The 15,608-nt window shown below is 40.9% G+C and carries 11 protein-coding genes; 9 read left to right on the top strand and 2 right to left on the bottom strand.

Features of this window, described 5'->3' with window-relative positions:
* Window positions 1-396: 396 nt before the first annotated feature.
* Window positions 397-1,191 (bottom strand): S1/P1 nuclease, encoded by a 795-nt coding sequence (locus B0B05_RS03610; RefSeq protein ID WP_076782118.1) that lies wholly within the window; start codon window positions 1,189-1,191, stop codon window positions 397-399.
* A gap of 483 nt (window positions 1,192-1,674) precedes the next feature.
* On the opposite strand from B0B05_RS03610, the gene B0B05_RS16525 reads away from it, so the two are divergent.
* The 5 genes from B0B05_RS16525 (at window position 1,675) to B0B05_RS03585 (ending at window position 7,371) form a co-directional block, all read left to right on the top strand.
* Window positions 1,675-2,094: a hypothetical protein gene (locus tag B0B05_RS16525; RefSeq protein ID WP_076782117.1), complete on the top strand. Its 420-nt coding sequence runs from the start codon at window positions 1,675-1,677 to the stop codon at window positions 2,092-2,094.
* A gap of 311 nt (window positions 2,095-2,405) precedes the next feature.
* Window positions 2,406-5,234, top strand: a complete 2,829-nt coding sequence (uvrA, locus tag B0B05_RS03600; RefSeq protein WP_076782116.1) for an excinuclease ABC subunit UvrA — start codon at window positions 2,406-2,408, stop codon at window positions 5,232-5,234.
* Between the two features lie 165 nt (window positions 5,235-5,399).
* A complete protein-coding gene (locus B0B05_RS03595; protein WP_076782145.1) occupies window positions 5,400-5,798 on the top strand; it encodes a hypothetical protein in 399 nt (132 codons plus the stop codon).
* A gap of 216 nt (window positions 5,799-6,014) precedes the next feature.
* Window positions 6,015-6,728 (top strand): CoA transferase subunit A, encoded by a 714-nt coding sequence (locus tag B0B05_RS03590; RefSeq protein ID WP_076782115.1) that lies wholly within the window; start codon window positions 6,015-6,017, stop codon window positions 6,726-6,728.
* The gene (locus B0B05_RS03585; protein WP_076782114.1) at window positions 6,718-7,371 is read left to right on the top strand and encodes a CoA transferase subunit B; all 654 of its coding nucleotides are present in this window, start codon (window positions 6,718-6,720) and stop codon (window positions 7,369-7,371) included. The genes B0B05_RS03590 and B0B05_RS03585 overlap by 11 nt, the downstream gene beginning before the upstream one ends.
* 65 nt (window positions 7,372-7,436) lie before the next feature.
* Here B0B05_RS03585 and B0B05_RS03580 read toward each other — a convergent pair whose 3' ends face one another.
* The gene (locus B0B05_RS03580) at window positions 7,437-10,046 is read right to left on the bottom strand and encodes a T9SS-dependent M36 family metallopeptidase (RefSeq protein WP_076782113.1); all 2,610 of its coding nucleotides are present in this window, start codon (window positions 10,044-10,046) and stop codon (window positions 7,437-7,439) included.
* 272 nt (window positions 10,047-10,318) lie between these two features.
* On the opposite strand from B0B05_RS03580, the gene B0B05_RS03575 reads away from it, so the two are divergent.
* From B0B05_RS03575 to B0B05_RS03560, 4 genes are all read left to right on the top strand, one after another.
* Window positions 10,319-11,509: a pyridoxal phosphate-dependent aminotransferase gene (locus B0B05_RS03575; RefSeq protein ID WP_076782112.1), complete on the top strand. Its 1,191-nt coding sequence runs from the start codon at window positions 10,319-10,321 to the stop codon at window positions 11,507-11,509.
* A 65-nt stretch (window positions 11,510-11,574) separates the two neighbouring features.
* Window positions 11,575-12,210 (top strand): 16S rRNA (guanine(527)-N(7))-methyltransferase RsmG, encoded by a 636-nt coding sequence (gene rsmG / locus B0B05_RS03570; protein WP_076782111.1) that lies wholly within the window; start codon window positions 11,575-11,577, stop codon window positions 12,208-12,210.
* Window positions 12,211-12,218: 8 nt separating this feature from the next.
* A complete protein-coding gene (locus tag B0B05_RS03565; RefSeq protein WP_076782110.1) occupies window positions 12,219-12,638 on the top strand; it encodes a hypothetical protein in 420 nt (139 codons plus the stop codon).
* A 53-nt stretch (window positions 12,639-12,691) separates the two neighbouring features.
* Complete coding sequence (locus B0B05_RS03560; RefSeq protein WP_076782109.1) at window positions 12,692-15,391, top strand: PD-(D/E)XK nuclease family protein; 2,700 nt, start codon at window positions 12,692-12,694, stop codon at window positions 15,389-15,391.
* Window positions 15,392-15,608 lie beyond the last annotated feature (217 nt).

Raw genomic sequence — 15,608 nt, 5'->3', positions numbered from 1 at the left:
AGGAAGTGACAAACAAATTCAGAGGTTTGGCCGGACTGATTTTGAAAATTACGGATTTTACGCATTCTCATCATTGGCGCTGCTCGGGATTTAAAAATTAAAAACTAAAATTTTAAAAGAAGGTCTTTTTGTCTTTGATTGAGGGATAGTCAAACTGTTTCTCAGGAAAAATAGATGTTTAAAATAAAACCCTTTCAGAGTTCAAAACTCTGAAAGGGCTGATGATAAGATGCTAAATATTGTGGTTTTATGATATTTTCAGGGATTGAAAAAATCTTGACACTAAAGGATGTTTGTTAATATGGAAATATCTTATAACCTCTGAAAAATTATAATATATTTTTAGACTAAACAGTTTGCTTTTAAGCTTTTATCTGTTTTTTTGTCATCTGTAGACTAGCCAAAAATATCATTCAGGACTTTAGCTAATCGCAATCCTCCATAAAGCAGCTGTCTTTCAACAGTCGGTTCAAAACGGTAGTTGTAATCATAGCTTAGCTTAGAATTGGCAGGCGTATGAAAATAAACCGAATTGGCAATTTTGTGGCTGTCATAGAGCCATTCTTCCAATGAACCGCTCTGGATTTGTTCATCTTCTGCTTTAGTTTTCCTATCCAGCACATCAGCAAATTCGGTATAGCTGTACTGTTGGCTGTCAATCAGTTTTGAATCCCAAACCGAATGCAGGTTGCTGTTCTGGCCAAAATAAGTGACATTAATTTTGTTGCCACCCAAATCGCCCGCACGGCCCACATGCATTGGCTGATGCAGGTCGCCTACAAGATGGATTAGAAAGATTAGTGCCGTCCTCTTCTGGGCATCAGGAACTTTTTTGTCCTTGATCTGATCAGAAAGGGCTTTGATCTGGGTATAAAGGTTTGGCCCTGTTTGAGCCGTTAAAGAATCTTTAAACTGCTGAAAATTCTTCTGAGGGTTCACGTTCACATAATGCCACGCTGACGTTTCTTTGTATACACCGGTGGTGTCGGATTTGATAAAGTCAGGCCAGTTAGCGTAATAAGCCAGCTTTTCGTTGCCCAACAGTTTTTTAATTTTGCGCTCTGCTCTAGAGCTCAGATGGTGCTGAGCAATCTCTGCCACCACACGGTGTCCGGTAAGTCCCCATGCAAAGCAGTAGAAGGACGATAATACAGCAAGGGCTACAGCAAATTTGGATAAAATAATTTTCATTTTTTTTTATGGATTTCAATGTGCAAATATAGCTTTAGCAAGGCTTTTATACTCCAGAATGGATTGTTAAATATTATTAAAGTTTAAAGAGGTGTTATCTGCATAACACTCTTCCGATGATTTTATCATATTCGTAAAAATCTGAGAGCCGTGTCACAGCTAAATGCGGGGAAAGCATGCTTTTTGCGGAATAAATGCAAAAGTAGGGATAAGCTCAATGACCGTCAATAGGGGATATTAGGATGTTTTAAAAAATCAGGCTCATTATTTAAGGATATCCTATTCATAGCAAAGCCATAGTAAAGCCATACCAAAGCCATGGATAGTTCATGGATGGGATTCTTCTTTTTAATTATCATATTATTAATTTTATCATGCTTAAATTAAGAATAATATAATGAATGTATCCAAAGTCGCCAAATCAAAAAATACCCAACTTCCAAAACTATCACTTGAGTGTTTTCCGCAGCATAGCGGAGTAAAATGTATCAAAAAGTAAGACAGAACCCTGGTTCACATGCACCTTACAAAATAAAGAACAGTGCTTTCATGCTAAAAATGGAGGCACCGCAACGCAACAATCGCGTTCCAGCAACCAAAAAAACACAGCAGTCCTTAGCTGAACGAAGTGCCCTTGCGCTCATTAACATCATCAATATAAAAAAGATCTTTGCGCTCTTTGCGCTAAAAAAATCATCCATCATCCATCACTTATCGCTCATATTCACGCCGTCACTCCGAATATTTTCCTTAGCAGGGCGGAGGACAATGTATCGGAAAGTCAGACGGAACCCTGGTTCACTTGCCCCTTACAAAATAACAAATAGTGCTTTCATGCTAAAAATGGAGGCACCGCAACGCAGCAATCGCGTTCCAGCAACAAAAAAACACAGCAGCCCTTAGCTGAACGAAGTGCCCTTGCGCTCATTAACATCATCAACATAAAAAAAATCTTTGCGCTCTTTGCGTTAAAAAAATCCTCCATCACCCATCACCCATCCTCCATCACCCATCACCCATCATCCATCATCCATCATCCATCATCCATCATCCAACACCCAACATCATTTATCCCCTTTTACTCAATTAATTTCCGTATTTTTGTCCTTTGCCCAAAAGGGTGAAAATACCATACGGCCGCCACCATTTTTGAACATATCAAGCATTGAAACAGGGCGGTTTTATGGGAATTTAAAATAAATGAATATCTGTATATGAAAGATAATCAGGACTTTATAGAAGTTTATGGTGCCAGGGAGCACAATCTGAAAAATATATCCGTCAAAATCCCGAGAAATGAACTGGTCGTTATTACCGGCCTGTCCGGCAGCGGCAAATCATCGCTGGCTTTCGATACCATTTTCGCGGAGGGCCAGCGCCGCTACATAGAAACCTTTTCGGCATACGCCAGGCAGTTTCTGGGCGGGATGGAGCGACCTGATGTGGACAAAATCGAAGGGCTGTCTCCGGTTATCGCCATTGAGCAGAAAACCACCAACAAAAATCCGCGGTCTACCGTGGGGACCATCACCGAGCTGTACGATTTCCTCAGATTATTATTCGCACGGGTTTCTGATGCTTATTCATTGTCATCCGGCCAGAAACTGGTGAGCTACACAGAAGAGCAGATCCTGGACACCATCAAAGAAAACTATGCCGGTAAAAAAGTATACCTTCTGGCTCCGGTAGTAAGGTCCAGGAAAGGGCATTACCACGAGCTTTTTGTACAGCTGTCCAAGAAGGGTTATGCCCAGGCTCGCATCGACGGAACAATGCAGGATATCGAATATGATCTGAAACTGGACCGCTATAAAACCCACGATATCGAAGTGGTAATAGACCGATGGATCATTGGGGAAAATGCCTCCACAGCCAGGATGCCCAAATCGCTGAAAACGGCCCTGGAAATGGGAGAGGGTATTATTGCGATTCAGGAAATGGGGCAGGAGGATGCTCAGTTCTTCAGCAAAAACCTGATGGATGATGCCACGGGGGATTCACTGGCGCTGCCGGAACCTAATACATTCTCTTTTAACTCCCCAAAAGGCCATTGCGAAACCTGCAAAGGACTGGGGACCGTCAAAAAAGTAAATACGGATTATTTTGTGGAGAATGATAAACTCTCCATCAATCAGGGAGCGCTTCTGCCGTTGGAGCAGATCAAATCCAACAAATGGATCCTCTCGCAGATCAAAGCGATACTGGAACTGTTCGACCTGAGCCTGACTACGCCTTTCAAAGATATCCCACAGGAGGCACGCGAATATATCTACAATGGTTACACCAGGGATATCACCAAGGAACTGAAACATGCCGGTATTTCCAAAAAGATCAAGATCAACTTTGATGGCCTGGTCAAAGTCCTTGAAGATATGGTGGAAGAGCGCGAGAATTACGATGCCGTATTAGTGGAGCGTAATTTCACCGCAGAAGAGCTGTGCCCGGCCTGCAAAGGAGCGCGCCTCCGTCAGGAAAGCCTTAGTTTTAAAATCGACGGCAAAAATATTGCGGAAGTTAACGGGCTTTCACTTCTGGATTTCAAAGAATGGCTGGCAGAAATCAGGGATAAATTCAGTGATAAAAAGAAGTTAATCGCCAACGAAATACTGAAAGAGATAGAAACCAGGCTGCAGTTCCTGCTGGATGTCGGCTTGGATTACCTGAGTCTTAGCAGAAGCTCTAAAACCCTGTCGGGTGGGGAGTCGCAACGGATCCGGCTGGCGACTCAGATCGGTTCCCAGCTGGTCAATGTCTTATACATTCTGGATGAGCCGTCCATTGGGCTACACCAGCGCGATAACGAGCGGCTTATCAGATCTCTCAAAGAACTGCGGGATATTGGTAACTCGGTATTGGTGGTAGAACACGATAAGGATATGATCCTGGAGGCCGACCATGTGCTGGACATTGGCCCCAGAGCAGGCAAATACGGAGGCGAGGTCCTGTGGCAGGGTGATCCCAAAGATATCGCCAAAGCCAATACCATTACCGCAGATTATATCACTGGTAAAAGGAAAATAGAAGTGCCGGCGGAGCGCAGGGCAGGAAATGGTAAATCCATTATCCTGAAAGGTGCAACCGGAAACAACCTGAAAAATGTAACGCTGGAGATCCCACTGGGCAAACTGGTGGTGGTCACCGGTATCTCCGGTAGCGGCAAATCATCACTGATTAACGGTACATTGTACCCCATACTCAACCGCCACTTCTACCGCGCGGTCCAGGAGCCGCTGCCTTATAAAAGTATAGAGGGGATTGATAATATAGACAAGATTGTTGACGTTGACCAGTCTCCGATTGGGAGGACACCGCGCTCCAACCCGGCAACCTATACAGGCATGTTTACCGATATCCGGAACCTCTTCGCAGAATTGCCGGAGAGTAAAATCCGCGGTTATAAAGCAGGCCGCTTTTCCTTCAATGTCAAAGGCGGGCGCTGTGAAACCTGCCAGGGTGGCGGCCTCAAAGTGATTGAAATGAACTTCCTGCCGGATGTCTATGTGCACTGCGAAACCTGCCACGGCAAACGGTTTAACCGCGAAACGCTGGAAGTCCGCTACAAGGGGAAATCCATCTCCGACGTGCTGGAAATGACGATTAACGAAGCGGTAGACTTCTTTCAGCCGATTCCTAAAATCTACAATAAGGTCAAAACGCTTCAGGATGTGGGCTTAGGCTACATCACCATTGGGCAGCAGTCAACAACCCTGAGTGGTGGAGAAGCGCAGCGTGTAAAACTGGCAACAGAACTGTCCAAACGGCAAACCGGTAATACCTTGTATATTTTGGATGAGCCGACAACAGGGCTTCATTTTGAAGATGTCAAAATCCTGATGGAAGCTATAGAGCAGCTGGTAGAGTTGGGTAATTCATTCATCATTATCGAACATAATATGGATGTTATCAAGCTGGCAGATCATATTATCGACGTTGGCCCGGAAGGGGGAAAACATGGCGGGCAGATCATCGCAGAGGGCACGCCGGAAGAGATTATTAAATCCCGGAAAAGCTTGACAGCCAAATTTCTTAAGAAAGAGCTGTAAACTTTATAGATACAATTAATACATATAGCCATTGTCTGCAAAAGACAATGGCTTTTTTGCAAACTCTGATGAAAATTCAGACTTGTATATTAATTTAATATTAATTGTATTTTAATTTTAAGTAACTTTGGTGTTCAGAATAAGTTCACCTTAAAATTTATGGATATGAAAAATACAAAGGTAATGCTCTTGTCATTTTTTTTGCTGATGTCCGGTGGCATTATCAGCATGCTGCGTGCGCAAAGTCGTGAGAATAAAATCCAGGAAGTTGTCCTCAGTTCTGCTGATGGTTTTGGAGAGTTGAGAAAGCTGTTGAAGGATAATTTTGATTTCACGGCTCAGGACTATAAAGAAGGTACCGTTAATTCAAATGTTCGGTTCAGCCTTACTGAGAATGGTAAAATAACAAATATTCATGCAACCGGTGATTGTGAAAACGTTAGCAAAGAAATTGAAAACGTACTGTCCCGTCTTATTTACAAAGTGGATGTCGGTAACATGAACCGCCATATGTTAGCGTCTTCTTATGTGATGCCTGTCAGCGTCACAATCAGTAACCGATAAAAAATAGTTTTAAATTGTTAGGAAAATCATACATTTTTTTGGTGTATGGCTTTTTTTGACCGCCTGCCGGGCGCAATCCCTTTTTTAAAGGATTGATAGTGCGGCTCAAATCCGTATTTGATCGGCGGTACCATCATCGTTATCTTTTATTTATTTTTCTTTCATCTTATCCTCTGGATTTTTTTATATTTATAAACCGACAAAAAAGATAAGCGTATGATAGATAAACGGGTCAAAAATGCAGCAGAGGCTGTAAAAGATATAGAAACAGGTATGACGGTGATGTTTGGTGGTTTTGGGCTCTGTGGCATTCCGGAAAACTGCATTGCAGAATTGGTTAACAAAAACATAGGGCAGCTCACCTGCATCTCCAACAATGCCGGTGTGGATGACTTTGGGCTGGGCCTGCTGCTGCATAAGAAACAGATCAAAAAAATGATCTCATCTTATGTTGGGGAAAATGCTGAGTTTGAACGTCAAATGCTGTCCGGTGAGTTGGAGGTGGAGCTGACACCACAAGGGACACTGGCGGAGAAATGCAGGGCTGCGCAGGCTGGTATCCCCGCATTTTATACACCCGCAGGCTACGGTACCGAAGTGGCCGAAGGCAAAGAGATTAAAGACTTCAACGGGAAACCTCATATCTTGGAATATGCCTATAACGCTGATTTTTCTATTGTTAAAGCCTGGAAGGGGGATTATGCCGGTAATTTGGTTTTTAAATCCTCCGCACGTAACTTTAATTATCCAATGGCCGGTGCCGGCAAAATAACGATTGCAGAAGTGGAGGAACTGGTAGAACCGGGGCAGCTGGATCCCAACCAGATTCATATCCCCGGGATCATGGTGCAGCGTATTTTCCAGGGCACGGATTATGAGAAAAGAATAGAACAACGTACCACCAGAAAACCATTGAACCATGCTGACTAAAGAACAAATTGCAAAACGCATCTCCAGGGAGGTTAAAGACAGAATGTATGTTAATTTGGGTATAGGTATCCCCACGTTGGTAGCGAACTACGTCCCCGATGATATTTCGGTAGAGTTCCAGAGTGAGAATGGTGTGCTGGGCATGGGGCCTTTTCCTTACGAAGGCGAAGAGGATGCAGATCTGATTAACGCAGGGAAGCAGACCATCACCATTCTGCCTGGCGGATCATTTTTTGATTCGGCCTTTAGTTTTGGGATGATCAGAAGCCAAAAGGTTGACCTGACCATTTTAGGTGCTATGGAGGTTTCTGAAAATGGTGATATCGCCAACTGGAAAATCCCCGGAAAGATGGTTAAAGGGATGGGTGGCGCCATGGACCTGGTAGCCTCTGCTGAGAACATTATTGTGGCTATGATGCACGTTAACAAAGCAGGCGAATCCAAGATTCTTAAACAGTGTACGCTGCCTTTAACAGGGGTTAACTGTGTTAAAAAGATTGTGACCGAACTGGCCGTGATGGAGGTAACGCCTGCAGGCCTCAGGCTTATAGAAAGAGCACCCGGCGTAACCGTAGATGATATCATCAAAGCGACCGAAGCCCATCTCCTTATTGACGGCGATGTCCCGGAAATGCAACTTTAAAAATATCAATAAAACAGAAAAGCCGCAAATAACTGCGGCTTTTCTCTAATTATAAAACTTAATGATTACTTGCTGATTACAATCTTTGAACTGTAGTTAACACCGATACCTGATGCTTTTACAATATAAACACCATTTACCAATTTTTGGGTATTAATCCCTTCTTTAGCGGAAGGATCTACTTGCTGTGTAGAAACTAATTTACCGGCAGCATCATAAATCTCAACATTAACCTTACCAATAATCGAATTATTAAAATTTAAAAAGAATTCGTTTTTCGCTGGGTTAGGATAGATACTGAATGCTTTTGCTGCAGTCACTTCATTAGTGGCCAGGGCACACTCTGCAGGAACAGTAAAATCTTCTATCTGATCATTGATATTAGTTTTGGAGCCGGCGCTTGCACTCACACCTACACCTCTTTTCGCAAAGGTGTTCCATATCATACATTTGTTCTGTCCGCCTGTAGATGCTTGGTCAGCAGCTATTATGGCATCTCTGCCGCTAACAAATGTTGGGTAACAGCCCTGTAATTTTAAACCGTCTACCACTGCCTGGAAAACCCTTGCAGGTCCTGAGTTAGCATCAGCGGTAATATCATTATTGTACCCATACTTCTCTACATACTTCCAGTTAAGATCCCAAAGGATACTTGCCCATACAAAACCTACGGAGTGTACATCCGGAACTAAATCACCTGAAGAATTGGTATATTCCATTCCATTGGTTTTACCATAAGTATAGTTGTTGACTGAAAAATCTGGGGAATATTTGGCAGGTCTTATACCACCGCCAGTTGTAGATTGGTTGCTGGCGTAAGTGCCTATACCCCTTGCAACAGACGCATTGTCACCAGGCTTCATTGTCAGCATCAGCGCAAGGAAATCAGACCAGCCTTCACCCATTTGCTCTTTATCATTAGTAGAACTCAAGCAGCCTACATTGGTGCCTGTAAGCCTGTTGGATAATCCATGACCATATTCATGGCTTATAATGCCATTGTCTAAACTGCCATCTTTTGCTTTGTTACTAAGAGTTACATTAACCGCCTGTCCCCCGGTAATTAAACTGGTTATAGCTTCTCCCTTAGATTGGGGAAGAAACACGGATGGGATGGCTACTGTAGTTGTTCCATCTCCTGACATATTGCTGATGGCTTCTCCAGGGTTGCTTGCGGCATCTGGTGTATTGTAAATGATAGCCCCGACCGCACCGGCTGCCTCCATGTTTTTTACCTTTACGGTAAAGTTACAGGTGCCTCTTTTGGCAATGCCTATTTTACCACTAAGTGAACCGGCAGGCAGTGCAGTACACGCATCTGCAACTGGCGAAACAGCCACATCGGCAGTTATTGGCTTTTTCCATAATGGTACACCAAAATATCCCAGCCCAACGCTCGGGATTGTAGTTCCGGCAACTGATGAAGGCCCATTAAAAGTAAAGTACGGTGCAGATCCCATCCAAACGTACATCTGCATTCTTGGTGTGGTTCCGTCTGAAGGGGTTGAAAAATTGGCATTATTGTAGATGCCCAGAGATAAATCAGCTAAACCTGCGCCGTCTCGGGCTTCTGCCTGAACATAATCATTTTGGCTTCCTCCTTTACCAAAATTATAGGCCTGAAAGTTTTTTGATGTCTCTGTAAACCCAAACTTATACAATACATCATGCACGTGGTTGTTTACATAAAAAAGATTAGTCATTGCTGCATCTTTGTAACTGTCCAGACCATTGTCTATATTAAAAGGAAAGTCAAAAATATGAGAACTGCCTCCATCTGCTGATGAACCTATGGTATTAGTACTGGACTCATCAGTGTAAACATATACATTGTTCCCTCTGGTGATATTATATTCATTAGTGTTATCATTCTGCCAGCCAAGGGATGATGCTGTATTATCCCAAGGGTTTGTTAATAATGCTCTGTCGCCAAAAGTAGGCGCCTCTACCGGAAATGGAAAAACTCTGTAAGATGCATTATTGGCTAATAATGATGATTGTTTAGTTTGAACCTTATTCTGAGGATACATTACCAAATGATTGTCCTGCGCCCCATCAGTATGGGTATGCTCACTTCCATAAGCATTGTCAGCAAAATTACAGGAAAGTGTAAGATTGTTTTGCTCATAGATTGTCCCGGATTTGGCATCAGCAATAATATGCCAAAGATTGCTTGATTGTTGCTCATAGAATTCCAGCTCATAAGATAATTTTAGCGCAGTCCCATTATCATAATATACCAAAGAAGGGGCTTTGATATCTCCGCTTGTAAGTGCTGCTTTATAAGCTTGGCCATTTTTCAGGTTAAGATTTTGGATGACCTTCATCAAAATAGTTTCACCTGATGCAGCCTGAGAACTATTTGAAGATGTCGTTTTACTGGAACTAAAATCCCCAACGAAATTAAGGACATCATTTTCTCTGATCAGCAAAGTGGAAGAATTACCATATACAGGAATACCGTTATAAGTCTGCTGTATTTTCACCACTGTCGCATTCAGCGATTGTGAAGGATCTTCCGAGGCGATGATAAATTCTTTATTAGAAATATGCTTCCCGGCAGTAGACGACTTCAGATAATCCTCTACTATACTTTTGTAATTCTGGCCCATAACAGAATTAACCGTGAGTAATGAGAAAGCCGCAATTAAAAGAGGTAGTTTTCTTTTATTCATTATTATTATATATGATTTTATAAAAATTTGTATCAAATTTATTAAAAATAATAAAATTACGCTGCGTTTCGGAAGAAAAAAACATATTATTAATATTGATTTGAAAGAAACATACACTTTTCAACTACGATAAGCCTACGACTTATTCGGTGACAAAATTTTTTATCAGAAAAATAAAATTTTCAAAGATTTTTAGTGAGTATAAGGCATGGGAAGACTTTTATTTTAATTTAAACAATTATATTTGCTCACTAAATCCAATTATCTAAAGCATGAGCAAAATTTCTGACCGACTGAACCGACTAAGTTATTCCCAAACCTTTGTCATGAGCAACAAAGTTCGTGAGATGAAAGCATCCGGCGTAGATGTCATCAGCCTTACACTGGGGGAGCCTGATTTTGATGTACCACAAAAAATAAAGCAGGCCGCTTTTGATGCGATTAATGAAAATTACAGCCATTATTCTCCGGTTCCGGGCTTTTTAGAACTTAGACAGGCCGTTGCAGACAAGCTGAAGAGAGATAACAATCTGGATTATAAACCGACACAGATCTGTGTTTCCAACGGTGCCAAGCAGTCTATTATCAATGTTTTGGCAGCCATCGTTAATGATGGTGATGAAGTGATACTGCCCGCACCATATTGGGTAAGTTATGATGAGATGGTCAAGCTGGTAGGTGGAACTTCCGTTTTTATAGAAACCTCTATCGATACTGATTTTAAGATCACTGCTGCACAGCTGGAGCAGGCCATTACTCCAAAAACCAAAGCCCTGCTTTACAGCTCACCGTGCAATCCGTCCGGTAGTTTCTATACAGGTGAGGAGCTGGAAGCCATTGCCAATGTTATTGCAAAATATCCTGATATTACTATTATATCAGACGAGATATACGAATTTATCAATTATGATGGTGAGCATGTTTCCATCGCAAGTTTTCCGCAAGTCTATGAACAGACTGCGGTTATCAACGGCATGAGTAAAGCCTTTGCCATGACAGGATGGCGAATTGGTTACTCGGCATGTCCGGATTGGTTAGCCAAAGCCTGCGACAAGGTGCAGGGCCAGATGACAAGTGGTGCCAATACCGTGGCGCAGAGAGCTTCTATAACCGCTCTGAAGATGGATCCACAGGAACTGCAGTACATGATTAGCGAATTTCACAAGAGGCGGGATCTGGTATATGGACTGATGAAAGAGATTAAGGGCTTCAAATGTAATCTTCCGAAAAGCGCCTTTTACATCTTCCCTGACATTTCTTATTATTTGGGTAAAACCCTTAATGGTACAGAGATTAAAGACGCTGATGATTTTGCTATGTTTTTGTTGGAAAATGCCCATGTAGGATGTGTAGGTGGTGTAAGTTTTGGTAGCCCTGAGTGCATCCGCTTTTCCTACGCAGCTTCTGAAGAGGAATTAACAGAAGCTATGACAAGAATTAAAAATTTCCTGGATCAATTCTAATGATGTTGTCGCCAAAACAAATCATTTTTATTAAGATAAATTAAATAACCTTTGTAATACGCCAAATGGCATTAGATCTAATTTTAAAATATTTTCCTGATATAACAGAAACGCAGCAAAAACAGTTTGCAGCACTGGAGACTTTATATAAAGAATGGAATGAGAAAATCAACGTTATCTCCAGAAAAGACACAGAGAGCCTTTATGAGAAGCATATTCTCCATTCTCTTGGCATTGCAAAAGTAATGGCATTTGCAGACGGGACAAAAGTTTTGGATATCGGTACCGGTGGCGGATTCCCCGGGATTCCGCTGGCTATTTTGTTTCCCAATACCAGGTTTACACTGGTTGACAGTATCGGAAAAAAAATTACCGTTGTAAAAGGTGTTGCAGAAAGCCTTGGTCTGCAGAATGTAACGGCTCATCACATGAGAGCAGAACAGCTGAAAGAAAAATTTCATTTTGTAGTCAGCAGGGCCGTTACACAGATGCCTGTTTTCTTAACATGGTTGCGGGGAAAATTCGAAAAAGAACAATTTAACCCGAAGCACAATGGTGTCTTATACTTAAAAGGCGGTGACTTGGCTGAAGAACTGGCAGGCCTCAAATGCGAAATTTTCAATCTCAGGAATTATTTTGATGGCGAGTTTTTTGATACCAAAAAAGTAGTGTATTTGTCAAAAGGTAACTTTAATAATTAAAAATCAATATGAAAAAAGCAGCCCTCTTATTAGCCGTAGGCCTACTGTCATCAGTAGCTATCTCCTGCAATGATCATGATGATTATGAGGAGATTACGAATGTTTTTGCAACAAAAATAGATAGCGTACAGATCCCAAAAAATACCATGTTGCTGGGGAGCAGTCAGGAAATTAAAACGTTCTCTACCTTTACCAAAGGTTGTGAAGGGATCTACAGCCAGGATTATCAATATACCAATGATTCTGTAAGAACTGTGGCCAACTATGCCTATAAAACCAACGGCGTCTGTGGCGACGGTACTTATGTGGATGGCAGCCGCATCAACTTTGCACCATTGAAGAAAGGAACCTATACCTTTAAGTTTTTTGCAGGAAAAGATGCTTCGGGTGTCAATACTTTTCTTGAGAAAAAAATTACGGTAGAATAATTTTATCCTAAAAAATAGTTAAATTGAGCCTTTAAGTTTTTAAAGGCTTTTTTATGCAGTTTCTTCAGAAAATTATTTCAGAATTATTAGAAAATCACCATGATATCTCTGGTCTGGACATCGTTTTACCCGGGAAAAGACCAATGGTTTTTATCAAAAGAATCCTGAAAGAAAAACAGTACGAAGGATTATTACCTAATTTTATCACCATTGATGAACTGATCTACGAGCTGTCAGCCAATATAGAAATCAAAGGTATTGCGCTTTGGCTGTTTGCATTCAGGATTTATCAGAAAATAGATTCTGCCGAAGATTTTTCAGGCTTTCTGAAGTGGTTTCCTACCTTGCAGAAGGATTGGGATGATATGATGAAGTTCTCTGATGACGACCAAAAAATCCTGCTGTGGATGCTGGATGAGGAACGTATCAAAAATTGGGGCGACGACCTTGGAGAAGGGGACAACCCAAGGAAAAGAAACCTGAACTTTTGGCGGAAGATGAATGAGTTTTTGCCATTGCTGAAATCAGAACTGGAGAAAGAAAACCTCGCCACATCCGGTATGTTGTATCAGGAAGCATTTTCCAAGCTGGAAAAATTTGCCGAGCAGACCGATCGCCAGTTCGTATTTTGTGGATTCAATGCTTTATCCAGAGTCGAGGAAAAGTTGGTAAGACAGCTTTTGCGATGGGACAAGGCAGTAACTTATTTCCAGGCAGATCAATATTACATTGATGACGAAAGGCAGGAGTCCGGAAAATTCCTCCGGGAAACGATCAAATGGAAGGAATATAATGACAGCCGTGAGTTCAAATGGATTGAAAATCAGTTCAGTCAACCTAAAAACATCAAGACTTATGAAGTTTCCGGCAATATAGTCCAGGCCAAATTTTTGCCTCAGATCCTAAAAAAAATCCCAATAGAAGAACTCTCAGAAACAGCTTTGGTTTTACTGGATGAGAACCTTTTGCCAGCAGTTTTAGATAGTTTAGGCGTTATCCAGAGCGTAAACATCACAATGGGTTTCCCTCTCAAAAACCTGTCGTTCAGCAATGCTGTCAAAAAGCTTTTTTATCTGCAGAAACAGCAGGAGAAAAAATCGTCCAGCTACTATTACGCCGATATTTTACCTATTTTGGAAGAGCTTCCTAATGATGAAAAAGATTCTGTTATCATCAGGGATTTTATCGCAGCAATAGAGGAGAGGAACATCGTTTATATCTCAAGAACCCTGTTGACAGAATTATTGGGAAACCTAAGCTATTTCCATCTGTTGCAAAAACCGGAAAATTATCAGGCTTTTTTAGATTTGTTGATTAAATTCTGTTACGAACTCAAATTTAAGGAGCTGGATGATATCCAGTATGAGAATATTGCATTATTTGAGAATGTTTTTAAGATCATCAAAAACCAATTGCAACCCTATAACTTTGATGTTAAAATTGAGACATTGGAAGTTTTGATTAACCAACTCGTTAATTCAGAAACGATAGATTTTGTAGGGGAGCCATTGGCCGGCTTTCAGATTATGGGACTGTTGGAAACCCGGCTTCTGAACTTCAAAAATGTCATTTTGTTGTCTGTAAATGAAGGTAAATTACCTTTAGGAAATACGCAGAATACCTATATTCCTTTTGATGTCCGAAAGAATTTTGGGCTTAATACATTTCTGGAAAATGACAGTATCTATGCCTACCATTTTTACAGGTTGATTCAGGATTCAGAAAATGTGCATTTGCTTTACAATGCGCTGAGTTCTGGTGTTAATACAGGTGAGAAAAGCCGGTTTATCACACAACTGGAAATGGAAAGCCCACATAAAATTGACAATATCATTATCGAAAATACGTCTGAACCGATTGCTCAGGCACTAATGAAAATCGAAAAAAATGACGAAGTAATGAGGCTTCTTTCTGAGTGGAAAAAGCGGGTTTCCCCTTCGCATCTTGTGACTTATCTTTATAATCCGATTGATTTCTACCTCAATCATATTCTCAAAACCAGGGAAACCAACGAGATCGAAGAAGAATTATCACAAAGGAATTATGGAAACCTGGTACATTACGCGCTTCAATTTTTGCACGAGCCAGTCAAAGGTAAAATACTATCAATTAATGATTTAGAAAACTTACTTCAACAAACAGATCAAGCAATCGATTTTGCGATTGAAAAGCTAAAACATCAGCCGGAATTTTATGATAAAGGGATGAATTTTATCCATAAGGAAATTGCGAAAAGGGTAGTGCGCCAAATTGTTGAATATGATTTGCAATTGGTAAAGAATGGTTCTGCTCTGGAAATTATTGACCTTGAAAAAGAAATTAATTGTGATTTTTATCTTGATAAAAATGTCCCTACGACTGACAAAATAAGTTTTTATGGTTTTATTGACAGGATCGACCGATTAGATGGCATTATCAGAGTGATCGATTACAAAACGGCCAGACCCAAACATTTGACCATTAATCTTGGAAAAAATAAGGATGAGAAACTGCCAGAATTGTTTTTCCGTGATGATTATAAGCAGGCTTTGCAACTTTCGATTTATAAATATTGTATCAAAAATGTTTTAAACATCAATCCGGAATATATAGAACCTGCAATCTGGTCTTTTGCCGAAGTCAATAATGGCCCTCAAAAATTGTATTTTATTGATATAGAAGATTCTGAAGTGGAAGACTCGATCAGAAATCTGATTGATGAAATCCTCAATCCTGATATTCCTTTTGAAGAGAAAGAGAAAGTGAGCTGGTAAAGTAAGGATGTCCAATAAACAACAAAGTCAACAAGGAATAGAAATAAATCTATAAATGTCATAACTTAATATCATACCTGAAAATATAATATTCTCGCTGATAAGGCTGATTTTACAGATTTTAAATTTAGCATCAGCGTAATCGGAATAATCTGCGGGAATAAAAAAATAGTCAGAAATCCTTTTAATAAAGGATATTTGGGATATTAAAATATCT

This window comes from Epilithonimonas bovis DSM 19482 (assembly GCF_900108115.1).
Taxonomy (GTDB): Bacteria; Bacteroidota; Bacteroidia; order Flavobacteriales; family Weeksellaceae; genus Epilithonimonas; species Epilithonimonas bovis.
The sequence above is the reverse complement of the archived record's forward strand: the minus strand, read 5'-3'. Positions and strand labels throughout refer to the sequence as shown.

What these genes read in the sequence shown, in the direction of transcription:
- B0B05_RS03575 (WP_076782112.1), top strand. Translation starts at nt 10,319, where the DNA reads ATGAGCAAAATTTCTGACCGACTGAACCGACTAAGTTATTCCCAAACC.
- B0B05_RS03610 (WP_076782118.1), bottom strand. Translation starts at nt 1,191, where the DNA reads ATGAAAATTATTTTATCCAAATTTGCTGTAGCCCTTGCTGTATTATCG.
- B0B05_RS03565 (WP_076782110.1), top strand. Translation starts at nt 12,219, where the DNA reads ATGAAAAAAGCAGCCCTCTTATTAGCCGTAGGCCTACTGTCATCAGTA.
- B0B05_RS03595 (WP_076782145.1), top strand. Translation starts at nt 5,400, where the DNA reads ATGAAAAATACAAAGGTAATGCTCTTGTCATTTTTTTTGCTGATGTCC.
- B0B05_RS03580 (WP_076782113.1), bottom strand. Translation starts at nt 10,046, where the DNA reads ATGAATAAAAGAAAACTACCTCTTTTAATTGCGGCTTTCTCATTACTC.
- B0B05_RS03560 (WP_076782109.1), top strand. Translation starts at nt 12,692, where the DNA reads ATGCAGTTTCTTCAGAAAATTATTTCAGAATTATTAGAAAATCACCAT.
- B0B05_RS03585 (WP_076782114.1), top strand. Translation starts at nt 6,718, where the DNA reads ATGCTGACTAAAGAACAAATTGCAAAACGCATCTCCAGGGAGGTTAAA.
- rsmG (WP_076782111.1), top strand. Translation starts at nt 11,575, where the DNA reads ATGGCATTAGATCTAATTTTAAAATATTTTCCTGATATAACAGAAACG.
- B0B05_RS03590 (WP_076782115.1), top strand. Translation starts at nt 6,015, where the DNA reads ATGATAGATAAACGGGTCAAAAATGCAGCAGAGGCTGTAAAAGATATA.
- uvrA (WP_076782116.1), top strand. Translation starts at nt 2,406, where the DNA reads ATGAAAGATAATCAGGACTTTATAGAAGTTTATGGTGCCAGGGAGCAC.
- B0B05_RS16525 (WP_076782117.1), top strand. Translation starts at nt 1,675, where the DNA reads ATGTATCAAAAAGTAAGACAGAACCCTGGTTCACATGCACCTTACAAA.